Below are 13,705 nucleotides of genomic sequence, written 5' to 3' on the forward strand. Positions count from 1 at the left end.
GCAGCGCCCCATCCACGTGATCGGCGGCGAGTCCGGGTGCGGGTCCGGGGCCGGCCGGGAGATCATCGGGGGATGAACACGACAGTGCACCTCGCCCAGCAGGACGAGGCCGACGAGTTGTTGGGACGCAGTGCGTTGGCGGCGCTGACCGGCATGTTGCTGGACCAGCAGATCCCGATGGAATGGGCCTTCACCGGCCCCTACACGCTCACCCAACGCCTGGGCGCCACCGACCTGGACGCACACGAGATCGCCGCCTACGACCCGGACGCCTTCACCGCCCTCTTCGTCGAGAAGCCCGCCGTACACCGCTACCCCGGCTCGATGGCCCACCGCGTCCAGCAGTTGTGCCAGTACCTGGTCGAGCACTACGACGGCGACGCGAGCGCGGTCTGGACCGACGCGAAAACCGGCGCCGAACTGCTGAAGCGGCTCCAGGAACTGCCCGGTTTCGGAAAGCAGAAGGCACAGATCTTCCTGGCCCTGCTCGGCAAACAATACGGCGTAACCCCCAAGGGCTGGCGCGAAGCGGCCGGCGCCTACGGAGAGGTCGGCTCCTACCGCTCGGTGGCCGACATCACCGGCCCCGACTCCCTGGCCAAGGTCCGCGCCCACAAACAGGAAGCCAAACGCGCCGCCAAGGCCGCCAAAGCAACCAAGGCAACCTGACCAAAAACGCGAACCCACCGGGGACACAAGCCCCACCCCGGGCGGGAAGCCCGACCGGGGCGGGGAGCGGCCCCGCGCCCGGCCTGCCCGCTCCCCGCCCTGCCCCGCTCGTCAGTTCACCGTCCTCGTCAGTTCACCGTCGTCGATGCCGCCGAAGCCGCCACCGCTCCCGAGGCCCGCTCGGCCGCCACTCCCGCTGCCGCGCCGCGGCCCGCCCTCGGCAGGAACAGGGCGGCGAGCGCGGTGAGCAACGTCGCACCGCCGAGGATGTACCAGGCCCGGTCGTAGCCGTCGAGTGTGGCCTCCGTGCCGACCGCCGCGACGAACACCGCGACCCCGAGGGCCGCACCGACCTGCCGCAACATCGTGATCACCCCCGAGCCGGTGGCGAAGCGATCCGGCGTCAGCGCACCGGTCGCGGTGGCGATCAGGGTCGGCAGGACCAGCCCGACGCCGATGCCGCTCAGGATCGAACCGGGCAGGAAGTCGCTCGCGTAGTGCGCGTGCGGTTCGAGTCGGACGATCCACCAACCCAAACCCGCACTGAACGAGATCCCGCCCAGCACGACCAGCGGCCCCGGTCCGACCCGGGCCGCGTACCGCCCGGCCAAAATCGTCACGAACGGCACGCACAGCGGCCCGGGAACGGTCCCGAGGCCGGTCCGCAGCGCGCTCCAACCCCACACGGTCTGCATCCACATCGTGGCGGAGATCAGCATCCCGGCGAACGCGACGCCGAACAGGACGTTGGCCACCCCCGAGACCGCATAGACCCGATTCCGCACCAGCGCGCCCTCGACGACCGGACGCGGATGCCGCCCGTTGCGCACCAGGAATCCGGCCACCAGCACCAGGGTGGCCACCCACACGCCGACCGTACGGCCGGACCACCAGCCCCAGTCCGGCGCCCGCACCACGCCCAGCGACAACGCGCCGATCGCGGCGGTCAACAGCACGGCTCCCACCAGGTCCGGCAGCGGCCCACGATCGGTCGGCGCGGGGTCGGGCAGTCGGCGCGCGCCGAATACCAGCGTCAGCACGCCGATCGGCAGGTTGACCACGAAGACCCAGCGCCAACCGGGTTCGAGCAACAGGCCGCCCAGGACCGGGCCCACCGCGGCGGCGATTCCACCGATCGCGGCCCAGGCGCGGATCACCGTACCGCGACGTTCGGGCGGGTACGACGTGAGCAACAACCCCAGCGACGCGGGCATCAACAGCGCGGCGCCGACCGCCTGGCCGAGTCGGGCGATCACCAGGACCACCAACTCCGGCGCGGCGGCGCACAGCGCGGAGGCCAGGGTGAAGACCGCGACGCCGGCCAGGAACGCACGCCGATGCCCGATCCGATCGGACAACCGCCCGGCCGGCACGAGGAGGGCTGCGAAGACGACCGTGTAGGCGTTCAGCACCCAGGACAGGTCGGCGAGCGAGGAGCCCGACCACGTCTCGGCCAGCGAGGGCATCGCGACGTTGACGATGAACAGGTCCAGGTTGACGAGCACCACGCCCGCACAGACCAACACCGCCGCAAACGCACGCGGCGGTCGATCCGAGCCACTACCGGCCATAACGAGAGCCCTCCCAGGTCACTCAGCGAGTAAGTTCTATCAAGCAACTCAGCCAACCTAGAACGACCAAGTTCTATAAAGCAACTAACTAAGTACAATCATGCAACCCACCCATTACACTGACGCCATGCGCCGCAAGAGCTTCCAGGAGATGCACTGCTCGGTCGCCCAGTTCCTCGAGGTGGGCGGCGAGTGGTGGACGATGCTGATCGTGCGGGACGCCTTCTTCGGCGTGACCCGCTTCGACGACTTCCACGACCGGCTCGGCATCTCGCGCAACGTGCTCACCCAGCGCCTGGAGCACCTGATCGAGCACGGCATCCTCGAACGCGCGGCCTACCAGGACAAGCCGGTCCGCTACGACTACCGCCTGACCGACAAGGGCCGCAGCCTGTGGCCGGTACTCAACGCCATGCGCCAATGGGGCGACCAATGGGCCGCGCCCGACGGCCCCCCGGTGATCGTCACCCACACCCCGTGCGGCCACCCCACAACCGCGATCCACATCTGCTCCGCCTGCCAGGAACCCCTGACCCCCGAAACCCTGAAGGCAACCCCAGGCCCAGGCGCAAGGGACGGCCTCCTGTCAAACCTCCCCCCAAAAGCCACCCCCACGGCCTAACCACCCCACAAACCACAAGCCCCATTCCAGCCCAACCCAACCAACCCCCACCCCACCCACCCGCTACCCCCACCCAGCCCCGACCGGCACTTGATCCCAAACAGCCCGCCGACGTTTGAGGCCACCCAGCCGGGCCGGCACTTGAGGCCACCCAGCCCGGCCGGCGTTTGAGGCCACCCAGCCCGGCCGGCGTTTGAGGCCAAGCAGCCCGGCCGGCGTTTGAGGCCACCCAGCCCGGCCGGCGCTTGAGGCCAAAGGCCGCCGCCGCACGGCCCGAGTGCGCCTGCGGCCAACCCACCCCCCGACCGCCTGAGCCCCCCCGCCCACCCGACCGCACGGGACCACCCCCGCCCCCACCCACGCGGCCCACCCACCGACCCCGCCCCCGCCAGCCCGGGGTGATATGTCACATCGCGTCCCGTGCCACCCACCCCCCGCCCAACCCACCGCCCAACCCCACCTCCACCGCACGCCAAAAGCGGAATGCCTCGTTCCATCGGAGACAACTCGCACTCCCGTCTGTCACCCTGCTCCGGGCAGTGACCAACCGTCGACCATCCGGAGTTACCTCGGGGAGGACGAACGTGAACAGGCTCCCGAACGCACCCGTCACCACACAGGTCGCGTCCACACCTCTAAAGGTCGCGTCCACACCGTTGTGGGCGGAGTTCGGCCGCACGCTGCGGACCCGGCGCCGCCTCGCCGGAATGACCCAGCAGCAACTCGGGCTACGCGTCGGCTACCACCACAGCCTGATCAGCAAGCTGGAGGCGGGCCTGCGCGAACCGCCCGCCGGTCTGCCGCGCCGGCTCGACGACCTCCTCGACACCGGCGGCGACCTGTCCGCCCTCCTGACCAGCCGCGCCATCCCGCCGCCCGCCCTGCACCGCACGCACTTCTCGGTGATACCCGGCGGCGAGGCGCCGGCCGGACTCGCCCCCCTGGCCGACCGGTTCTGGCCCGAGCGGCTGCCCTATCACGGCCTGCCCTGCCCCCTGCACGGCAAGGACGGCTGCCACGAGTGCGAGGTCCCGCCGTACGCCGACGCGCTCACCATCCTCGCCGGCATCGACGGCAACAACCCGACCGGCGTCGACCCCGACGTGGTCCACGTACTCACCGCCCTGCTCGGCGGCTATACCCAGGCCGGCCTGCACGGCGGCACCACCACCGGCCTGGTCGGCTCCGTCGAGTACGTGCTGCGCCGCATCGTCAGCTGGGCCGAATCCCTGAACGCGCAAGGCCGTTCGCCGCACGCGCAGCTGCGCCTGGCCGCCGACTACGCCCAACTCGCCGGGCGTTTCCGGATGCAGCAGGGCCAGAGCGTGATCGGCATGGCCTGGTACGACCGCGGCCTCAACTGGGCGGACGTCTGCGAGAGTCCGGGCGCCCGCGCCTCGCTGCTCGGCGACGTGTGCTCACTGGCCCGCCTCGACGGCGACGCGACGGCCGCACTGGCCTACGCCCGCGCCCTGGAGGCGGTGGACACCGGCCGGGCCTGGATCACCACGCTCGCCAAGCTCTACCAGGCCCGCGGCCACGCGCTCGGCGGCGACATCGGCGAGTGTCGCCAGGAGATCGCCACCGCGCATCGGCAGATCAACCGCTTCGACGAACGCGACCGCGCCGAGGCACCGTGGCTGACCGGACTGGCCGGCCGACTCCGCATGGAGGCCACCGTCGGCGGCGCGCTGCGCGATCTGGCCGCGCGTACCGGCGATCTCGCCTCGGCCCGGTCGGCGGTCCAGTCGGTGGAGGCCGCGTTGGACCTGCTGCCCGTTCCGCTGCGCCCCGCCCGGGTGTTGCTGACCGTACGGCTGGCCGACGCGCTTGCCTGCGCCGGCCGTCCCGACGCGGCGGTGACCACCGCCGCCCCGGTCATCCACGAGGCCGCCGGTCTGGGCACCGCGACCACAAATCGGGAACTCCTGGGCCTGCGCCGACGTCTGACCCAACATTGGAGCGATCTGCCGGAGGTGCGCGACCTCTTGGAGCAGATGCCGGGTCACTGAACGGTCGTCGGCGCACTCGTCGGGGCATCGCACCGCCGCCCGACCGGGCGACCAGGCACTCCCGCGACTCCCGGGGTCTGCTTGGCGTTTGCCGGAATTTGCCGGCCGTTGCCGATCACTTCACCAAGTCCCCACACCCGTGTGAGTGTTTCGCTCGCTCGGGCACGAACCCGGCCTGCACGGTCGCCCGCGTCGCTCACGAGGCGTACGCGGCGCAAGCCGGCGACGTGGTCGAGGCATGTCCCCTCCCAAGGAGCCTCGATGAATCGCAGAACGACCACGGCCGGGACCGTCCTGGCCATGCTCGCCGGCTTGGCGATCGGCGCGGCCGGAGCACCGGCCGTCGCCGACCCGTCACCTCCCCCCGTAAACCCGCAGGCACTCGCGGTATCCGCCGCCGACCGGGCGGCCGCAAGCGGCCTGGACGCCCTCGCCAAGGGTCCCGACGAGCAGTACGAACGCCAGGTCGTCACGCCGTGGATCAACGACCTGTACTCGGTCGCGTACCAGCGCACATACCGCGGCCTGCCGGTCGTCGGTGGCGACGCGGTGGTCATGGCCGACGGCAAGGGCCGAGTCCACGCGACCCAGGCCTCGACCGACGCGCGCATCTCCGTGATCACCCAACCGACGGTGGCGGCCGGTGCCGCCGAGGCCACGTCCCGGGCCCAACTCCCCGTCGTGGACAAGGTCGAATCGCACCGCCTCGTCGTCCGGGTCAAGGACGGCAACAGCGCGCTGGCCTGGGAGACGGTGGTGGCGGGTCGTACCGCGACCGCGCCCAGTCGCCTGCACGTGTTCGTCGACGCGACCACCGGCAAGGTGCTCGACAAGGTCGACGACGTCAAGGCCGGCACCGGCAACAGCCAGTGGAACGGCCCGAATCCGCTCACCATCGACACCTCCAACTCCGGGGGTTCGTACTCTCTGCGCGACCCGGGCCGCCCCGGCCTGACCTGTGCCGACTACAGCTCCGGCCAGGTCTTCACGAAGTCCTCGGACTCGTGGGGCAACGGCCAGGCGTCGAGCAAGGAAACCGGTTGCGTCGACGTCATGTGGGCGGCGCAGAAGGAATGGAACATGCTCCGCGACTGGCTCGGTCGCAACGGCCACGACGGCACGGGCGGCAGCTGGCCCGTCAAGGTCGGTCTGAACGACGTCAACGCCTACTGGGACGGCTCGTCGGTCTCGATCGGCCACAACCAGAGCAACCAGTGGATCGGCTCGATGGACGTCGTGGGCCACGAATTCGGCCACGGCATCGACCAGTTCACCCCCGGCGGCACCAGCGGTGAGGCCGGACTCGGTGAGGGCACCGGCGACATCATGGGTGCGCTGACCGAGGCGTACACGAACGAGCCCTCCCAGTACGACGCCCCCGACTACACCGTCGGCGAGACCGTCAACCTCGTGGGCCAGGGCCCGATCCGCTACATGTACAAGCCGTCCACCAACGGCGACCCCGACTGCTACAGCTCCTCCATTCCCAGCACCGAGGAGCACGCGGCGGCCGGACCGCTCAACCACTGGTTCTACCTCCTCGCCGAGGGCACCAACCCGGGCGGCGGCAAGCCGACCAGCCCGACCTGCAACAACACCACCCTCACCGGCGCCGGTATCCAGAAGGCCGGCAAGGTCTTCTACGGCGGCATGCTGCTCAAGACCAGCGGCATGACCTACAAGCGCTACCGGACCGCGACGCTCACCGCGGCCAAGACCATCGACCCGACGTGTGACCTGTTCAAGAAGACCAAGGCGGCGTGGGACGCGGTCAGCGTGCCGGCCCAGACCGGCGACCCGGTCTGCAACGTCGACCCGGGTTCGGACTTCAGCCTCGCGGTCAGCCCGACCAGCGGCAGCGTCACGCCCGGCGGCAGCACGACCACGACCGTGACCGCGACGCTGGTCTCGGGTCCGGCGCAGAACGTCACCCTGACCACCGGCCCCCTTCCGGCCGGCGTCACCGCGTCGTTCAACCCGGCGACCATCGGCACGAACCAGTCCTCCGTGCTGACCCTGTCGGCGAGCGCGTCGGCGAGCGCGGGCACCAGCTCGGTCACCATCACGGGCACGGGTTCCACCTCGCACACCGCGCAGTACACGTTGACCGTCGGCAGCGGGCCGGGCAACCCGAGCGACCCGCCGGACATCAACGTCGCGAACGTGCAGTCGCACCTGACGCAGCTCAACCAGATCGCGAACCAGAACGGCGGCAACCGCCGTGCGGGCAGCGCCGGTTACACCGCGTCGGTGGCGTACGTGAAGGGTAAGCTCCAGGCGGCCGGCTTCCAGGTCAGCGAGCAGACCTGCACCTCCTGCACGTACCGCTCCAACAACCTGATCGCCGACTGGCCCGGCGGCCCCGCCGACTCGGTCGTCATGTTCGGCGCCCACCTGGACAGCGTCCAGGCCGGCCCCGGCATCAACGACAACGGTTCGGGTTCCGCCACCCTCCTGGAGAACGCGCTCGCGCTCGCCCAGGCCAACCCCAGCCTGACCAAGCACGTGCGCTTCGGCTGGTGGGCCGGCGAGGAACAGGGCCTCCAGGGCTCGCAGTTCTACGTCAGCCAGCTCGGCTCCACGCAGCGCGCGGCGATCAAGGGCTACTACAACTTCGACATGGTCGGCTCGCCCAACGGCGGCTACTTCATCAACAACATCAACTCCGCCACCGCCGCGCCGATGAAGGCGTACTGGGACTCGCTGAACCTGCGCCCGGAGGAGAACGTCGAGGGCCAGGGACGCTCCGACGACTACTCCTTCCAGCAGGCCGGCATCCCGACGTCGGGCTACGCGGCCGGTGCCGACGCGCGCAAGACCTCGGCACAGGCGACGAAGTGGGGCGGGCAGGCCAACCAGTCCTACGACTCCTGCTACCACTCCTCGTGTGACACCAGCTCCAACATCAGCGCCACGGTGCTCAACCGCAGCGCGGACGGTGTCGCGTACACGATCTGGAAGACCGCGGTCGGCGGCACCACGCCCACCAACGACTTCACCATCTCGGCCGTTCCGTCCTCCGGCAACGCGCAGCCCGGTGCCACCGTCTCCACGACGGTGAACACCACCACCTCCAGTGGTACGGCGCAGACGGTGACGCTCGGCTCGAACGCGCCGTCGGGCATCAGCGTGAGCTTCAGCCCGCCGTCGGTCCAGAGCGGCACCTCCTCGACCGCGACGATCACCGTCTCGGCGGGCACCGCGGCCGGTACGTACCCGATCACCATCACGGGCACGGGCTCGGTCGTGCACTCGACCACGTACACGCTGACGGTCGGCGACGGCGGTCCGGGCAACTGCTCCGCGCCCGCCTGGGACGCGAACACCGTCTACGTGGGCGGCAACACGGTCTCGTACCAGGGGCACACCTACCGCGCCAAGTGGTGGACCCAGGGCGAGACCCCCGGGACCACTGGGCAGTGGGGGGTGTGGCTCGACCTCGGACCGTGCTGAGGCCGCACACCGAGAGCACGTAGCACGTAGGTAGTCCGTACGACCGCTGTCCCCGATTGTGATGCCCGGTGGCCCGAGGTTTGGGTCGCCGGGCATCACACCGTTCGGGGTCGGCGTCCGGGGTCGGCATCCGCACTGCCGGTGCGTGCCGGCAGGATGCCCGAATGGCTACGAACCCTGATCTTTCGGCCGGGTCCGATCCGGGGGCCGAGCCCTGGCCGGGCGACGGGTCGCCGTCCCTGCCCGCCGATCTGACGGCTGCCAAGGAGATGATCTACGACCCGATCGGGTTCCGGTGCGGCCGCCCGGTCGCCGAGCCGGAGAGCGCCGAATACGGGGCGTACACGCTCACCGTGGCCGGTGCCCGAGTCCGCTTTCGGAGCGCGAGGACCACGCCGACCAAGGTCGGCCTGTTCGTCACCCTGTGGCGGCGCTCGGCCGCCGGGCCGATCGAGCCGTCGGCGGTCGAGGACGCGATCGACCTGGTGGTGATCGGTTGCCGGCAGGGCGAACACCTCGGGCAGTTCGTGTTTCCGACGGCGGTGCTGGCGGAGCGCGGCATCCTGTCCGTGGGCGGTGTCGGGGGCAAGCGGGGTTTTCGGGTCTACCCGCCGTGGGTGACGCCGACCGTTCGACAGGCGGAGCGGACCCGGGCCTGGCAGGTCGAGCACTTCCTCACGCTGTCGGGTGAGGCGCCGGCGGACTCGGCGCGGATCCGGCGGTTGTACGCGCCGGGCGGGGCCCGGTAGCTCTCGACGTCAGGGGGCGCCGCCACACGCGGCCCGGGGGCGGCGCAGCGTCGTGCGCATGCCCTCGCGGTTGTGCTCGGCGCGCCGCGCGGCCGGGGTGCCGGTGAAGACCAGTCCGAGTGTCTCGGCGACCCGGCGGCGCCATCCGTCGCGGCGGCGGTCGATCCAGTGCTCGGTGACCAGCGTCGCCGCCCCCTCCGCCTCCGGAGCGAAGGGCTACGAGGGCCTGACCATCGAGGGGGTCGCCGAGCGGTCCGGGGTGAACAAGACCACGATCTACCGCTGGTGGCCGTCGAAGGGGGCCCTCCTCGGTGCCGCGCTCACCGGTGCCCGGCGCCTGGAGTTCGCCATGCCCGACACCGGCAGCCTCCGGGGCGACCTGGAGGCGCTGATGGACGGCATGGTGTCCCTGCTCACCACCCCGCCAACGGCCGACATCGCCGTCGCCGCCCTGGGCGCGGTCACCCACAGCGCCGAACTCGCCGAACACGCCGGCACCTTCTTCGCCGGTCGCGGTTGACCCCGGAGCCGGCCCCGGGCGGGCGAACCGAATTGCCCTTCATGTCCTCCCGGGCGTTCGGCCCCGCGCATGCGATGATCCGACCGTGATGGACGAGAGCGAGTTCTGGGAACTCATTGACGCCACGCGCGAGGCGGCCGAGGGCGACCCCGAAGAGCAGGCCGACCTGCTGGTGGAGCGCCTGACACAGCTCGATCCCGACTCCGTCTGCGACTTCGCCAAACACTTCGAGGCGCGGTACACCCGCGCGTACCGCTGGGACCTGTGGGGCGCGGCGGCGGTCCTGCTCGAAGGCGCGAGCGACGACGTCTTCGACTCGTTCCGCTGCTGGCTGATCGGCCAGGGCCGGGACGTCTTCGAGGGCGCCCTCCGCGACCCCGACGACCTGGCCGACCTCCTCGACACCTTCGACCCGGAGATCGACGGCGACGGCGAGGACCTGGGCTACGCCGCCGACGAGGCGTACGAACAGATGACCGGCACCCCCATGCCCCCGGTGGGCCTCCCACCCCAACCGGTGGACCCGGTCGGCACGGCGATCAATCTGGAATTCGACGATGCCCTGGCCACCCGCTACCCCAACCTGTGGACCCGCTTCCGCACGTAGGCGGTGACGTGATCGCGACCATCCGGGCCGTGAGGGCGTGGGTGCGTGTGCGGTCCGGGGTGTGATCGTCGCGGAGTTAGCATGCGTCCATGTCGGACGAAAAGGTGTTCCAGCCGCAGCAGTTCATTGGGCGCACCGATCCCGCCGTGCTTGCCGACCTTCGGGCGCGGTTGCGGGCGACGCGATGGCCGGATGCGCCGGAGGAGGTCGGGTGGGGGCTCGGGGTCGATCTCGGGTATCTCCGGGAGTTGGTGGGCTATTGGGCGGACGGGTTCGACTGGGGCGCGCAGGAGGCCGCGCTCAATCGGTTGCCGCGCTTTCGGGCGACGATCGGTGGGCTCGGGATCCATTACGTGCATGCCCGGGCCGTCGCGCCGACCGGGCCCGTGTTGCCGTTGGTGCTCGGGCACGGGTGGCCGGATTCGTTCTGGCGCTACACCAAGGTGATTTCGCTGCTGACCGATCCCGGTGCGCACGGGGGTGATCCGGCCGACGCGTTCGATGTCGTCGTACCGGACATGCCGGGCTACGGGTATTCGGATCGCCCGACCGGTCCGCCCCTCGACTCCATCGCCGTCGCCGGTTTGTGGGCCGAGTTGATGGACGGGCTCGGCTACGCCCGATTCGGCGCGGCGGGTGGGGACATCGGCAGCCACGTAAGCCGCTACCTCGCCCTCGACCACCCCGACCGGGTGGTGGCCGTACACCGCACCGACGCCGGTGTACCCGTGGTCTCCGGCGACCTCGCCGAGTTCACGCCCGAGGAGCGCGAGTGGTTCCGGGAGGTCGCCGCCTGGGGCGCGGCCGAGGGCGGCTACGCCGCGATGCATCGGACGAAGCCGCAGACCGCCGCCGTCGGGCTCACCGACTCGCCGGCCGGCCTCGCCGCCTGGATCGTCGAGAAGCTCCGCGCGTGGAGCGACTGCGACGGCGACATCGAGCGCGGCTTCACCAAGGACGAGATCCTGACCAACATCACCATCTACTGGCTCACCGAGACGATCGGCTCGTCGATGCGGATGTATCGGGCCAACGGCTCGATCCCGCCCGCGCAACTCGCCCGCCGCGTCGAAGTCCCGTCCGGCTTCACGCTGTTCCCCGGCGACCTGATCCGCCCACCGCGCGCCTGGATGGAGCGCACCACGAACGTCGTGCGCGTGACCGAGGCCGAGCACGGCGGCCACTTCGCGGCGTTCGAGGAACCCGAACTGTACGCCGAGGAACTACGCACGTTCTTCCGCCCGTTCCGCAAGGCGGACCCGAACCCGGCCTGACGGACGGCGCACGGCGACGATCGCCCGGTTCGGTTCGGCCGGGCGCCCGGCCGGGGTCGTCCCCGCCGAGCGCCCGAGCCGACCCTGGTTTTCCGGGGACCCGGCCAATGGCTTCGGGTCAGGTCCGCTTGCGGCTCGCGATCTCGTCGGAGAGCCGCTGCACGTGGGCGGGGTCCGCGTCCCGGGCAAGACAGACGTAGTGGTCCATCACGGCCGGCCGGTAGCGCACGGGCAACGTCTGTCCCGGGGCGAGTCGGGTGAGTTCGGTGATCGTGAGGTCTTCGTCTGCGATACCGCGGAACGAGATGCCGTCGGCGGTCTCCACGTCGAACATCAGGACCACGCGCGGATTGTTGTTGACCTCCCGCCAGTCGACGAGAACGCCGAGCGCAAGCGTCCCCGTACGCAGTTCCGCATTGCGCTTGCGTGCATCACCGCTCAGGACCGGGTTCGGGGCGACGCCCGGGAAGTCGGGCCCGACGCCGAGTGATTCCCGACTCAGGTCGGGCCTGAGCTGCGCCATCAGATCGTCGAGCTTCTGCTTCTTCTTCGAACCGAACATCCGGTCCCCTCCCTCACACCGGTACCGGAATCTCGGCCTGGCGCCTCGCCCTCGCTGGGATTGTACGTCGCGGCCATTCCCGACCTCCGTCGCATCGCCCTGGCTCACCTCGGATCCGGCAGATCCATCAGGGCCAGCTTGGCCGGGTCGACCACGGCCCTGATCTCGGTGATCCGGCCGTCGACGACGGTGAACGCGAGGACCGAGAGCGCAGAGCCGTCCTCGCTCCAGGAAACGACCCCGGGGAGGCCGTTGACGAACACCGCCCGCCCCAGCGCGACCCCGCCCCCGGCCAGTCGCGCCCCCGCCGCGACCTTGGTGGCGCCGAGGGTGACGACCGTACCGCCGGGGGTGTCGACGACCAGCCGCACCTCGGGGTCGAGCACTCGCAACAACTCCTCGAAGGCGCCGTGGCGAGCCGCCGCCAAAAACGCGTGGACCACCTCGCGCTGCTCCCGCGCGCCGTCCGCCGGCCGCTCGGTCGCCCGGACCTTCCTGCGCGCCCGGCTGGCCAGCATCTTGGTGGCGTCGGCGGACTTGCCGAGGATCCTGCCGATCTCGTCGAACGGCACCGCGAACAGGTCGTGCAGCACGAACGCGAGCCGTTCGTTCGGCCGCAACGATTCGAGCACGACCAGGAGCGCGAGGCCGACCGAGTCGGCCAGCACCGCCTCGTCCTCCGGCGCGCGGCCGTCGTCGATCGTCACGACGAACTCCGGCAACTGCTCGTCGTAGGACGCCTCGGGACGGGCCTGTCGCGAGCGCAGCACGTCCAGACTGATCCGGCCGACCACCGTGGTCAGCCAGCCGCCGAGGTTGTGGATGGTCACCGTGTCCTGGCGGGACAACCGCAGCCAGGCTTCCTGGACCACGTCCTCCGCGTCGGAATGCGACCCGAGCATGCGATGGGCGACCGCGCGCAGTCGGTCGCGCTGGGATTCGAACGCCTCGACCATCGGGTCCGTGGGGCCGGGCCCGGGGTCGGGGTTGGTGCCGGACATGTTGTTACCTTCCTCGGATCCGCTCCGTCATGGGTGATGACGGGCCCGAAGGGGCGCAGGTAACCGATGAAGGAGCAGACCCATGGAAGCACGGCTGAAGAGCGCGCCGAGCCCCGACCTGACCACCGCTTTCCAACACCTTTTCAAGGCGATCCACGCCGGGGGCGTCGAGCCGCGCCTGCTGTCGCTGATCCACCTGCGGGTCAGCCAGATCAACAGCTGCAGCCCGTGCGTGTACGCCTCGATCGACGCGGCGAAGAAGGCCGGCGAGTCGGACGAGCGGCTGCACCAGGTGGCCGCCTGGCGCGAGACGCCGTTCTTCACCGACGAGGAACGGGCGGCGTTCGCGTTGACCGAGGCCGCCACCCGGATCCAGGACGGCGCCCCGGGCGTCACCGACGAGATCTGGGAGGCCGCCGCCGCCCACTTCACCCAGGAGCAACTGGGCGCGATCACCCTGGAGATCGCCCTGACCAACTTCTTCAACCGCATCAACCGCACCACGAACGAGCAGGCCGGCAAGACCTGGTAGCGAAACGGAACGCCATCCGGGGGGAGGCCCACGCCTCCCCCCGTCGCCGAATCCGGGTTGCCGGTGCGCCGAGAACTGTGCAAACCTCACGTGTCATCTCTCCACCACGTCCCCGAAAGGGCTGGTCGTGACG

The 13,705-nt window shown here is 70.6% G+C and carries 12 protein-coding genes; 9 read left to right on the forward strand and 3 right to left on the reverse strand.

Annotation, left to right across the window (positions count from 1 at the left end; all coding sequences use genetic code 11):
* Positions 1-72: 72 nt before the first annotated feature.
* Positions 73-669, forward strand: a complete 597-nt coding sequence (locus tag ACMXN5_RS04570; RefSeq protein WP_439674110.1) for an HhH-GPD-type base excision DNA repair protein — start codon at positions 73-75, stop codon at positions 667-669.
* A 128-nt stretch (positions 670-797) separates the two neighbouring features.
* On the opposite strand, the gene ACMXN5_RS04575 is transcribed toward ACMXN5_RS04570, so the two are convergent.
* Positions 798-2,195 (reverse strand): MFS transporter, encoded by a 1,398-nt coding sequence (locus tag ACMXN5_RS04575; protein WP_439674111.1) that lies wholly within the window; start codon positions 2,193-2,195, stop codon positions 798-800.
* 172 nt (positions 2,196-2,367) lie between these two features.
* On the opposite strand from ACMXN5_RS04575, the gene ACMXN5_RS04580 reads away from it, so the two are divergent.
* The 7 genes from ACMXN5_RS04580 to ACMXN5_RS04610 all read left to right on the forward strand — a co-directional run bounded on the left by ACMXN5_RS04580 (position 2,368) and on the right by ACMXN5_RS04610 (position 11,477).
* Positions 2,368-2,862: a winged helix-turn-helix transcriptional regulator gene (locus ACMXN5_RS04580; RefSeq protein WP_439674112.1), complete on the forward strand. Its 495-nt coding sequence runs from the start codon at positions 2,368-2,370 to the stop codon at positions 2,860-2,862.
* A 584-nt stretch (positions 2,863-3,446) separates the two neighbouring features.
* Entirely contained in the window at positions 3,447-4,874 is a 1,428-nt protein-coding gene (locus tag ACMXN5_RS04585; protein ID WP_439674113.1) for a helix-turn-helix domain-containing protein, read from the forward strand.
* 261 nt (positions 4,875-5,135) lie between these two features.
* Entirely contained in the window at positions 5,136-8,327 is a 3,192-nt protein-coding gene (locus ACMXN5_RS04590; RefSeq protein ID WP_439674114.1) for a M28 family peptidase, read from the forward strand.
* A gap of 164 nt (positions 8,328-8,491) precedes the next feature.
* Positions 8,492-9,076: a MepB family protein gene (locus ACMXN5_RS04595; RefSeq protein ID WP_439674115.1), complete on the forward strand. Its 585-nt coding sequence runs from the start codon at positions 8,492-8,494 to the stop codon at positions 9,074-9,076.
* 58 nt (positions 9,077-9,134) lie between these two features.
* A complete protein-coding gene (locus tag ACMXN5_RS04600) occupies positions 9,135-9,596 on the forward strand; it encodes a TetR/AcrR family transcriptional regulator (protein ID WP_439674116.1) in 462 nt (153 codons plus the stop codon).
* Between the two features lie 88 nt (positions 9,597-9,684).
* Positions 9,685-10,203, forward strand: a complete 519-nt coding sequence (locus tag ACMXN5_RS04605) for a DUF4240 domain-containing protein (RefSeq protein WP_439677946.1) — start codon at positions 9,685-9,687, stop codon at positions 10,201-10,203.
* A gap of 89 nt (positions 10,204-10,292) precedes the next feature.
* Positions 10,293-11,477 carry an epoxide hydrolase family protein gene (locus tag ACMXN5_RS04610; protein ID WP_439674117.1) on the forward strand — a complete coding sequence of 395 codons (1,185 nt, stop codon included), beginning with the start codon at positions 10,293-10,295 and terminating at the stop codon, positions 11,475-11,477.
* A 118-nt stretch (positions 11,478-11,595) separates the two neighbouring features.
* Here the strand turns inward: ACMXN5_RS04610 and ACMXN5_RS04615 are convergent, their stop codons facing one another.
* The gene (locus tag ACMXN5_RS04615; RefSeq protein WP_439674118.1) at positions 11,596-12,039 is read right to left on the reverse strand and encodes a hypothetical protein; all 444 of its coding nucleotides are present in this window, start codon (positions 12,037-12,039) and stop codon (positions 11,596-11,598) included.
* Between the two features lie 104 nt (positions 12,040-12,143).
* Positions 12,144-13,040 (reverse strand): sigma-70 family RNA polymerase sigma factor, encoded by an 897-nt coding sequence (locus ACMXN5_RS04620; protein WP_439674119.1) that lies wholly within the window; start codon positions 13,038-13,040, stop codon positions 12,144-12,146.
* An 82-nt stretch (positions 13,041-13,122) separates the two neighbouring features.
* Here ACMXN5_RS04620 and ACMXN5_RS04625 point away from each other — a divergent pair, with 82 nt between their 5' ends.
* The gene (locus ACMXN5_RS04625; RefSeq protein WP_439674120.1) at positions 13,123-13,572 is read left to right on the forward strand and encodes a carboxymuconolactone decarboxylase family protein; all 450 of its coding nucleotides are present in this window, start codon (positions 13,123-13,125) and stop codon (positions 13,570-13,572) included.
* The last annotated feature ends 133 nt before the right edge of the window (positions 13,573-13,705 follow it).

Origin of the sequence: Embleya australiensis (genome assembly GCF_051903075.1) — a bacterium.
Taxonomy (GTDB): domain Bacteria; phylum Actinomycetota; class Actinomycetes; order Streptomycetales; family Streptomycetaceae; genus Embleya.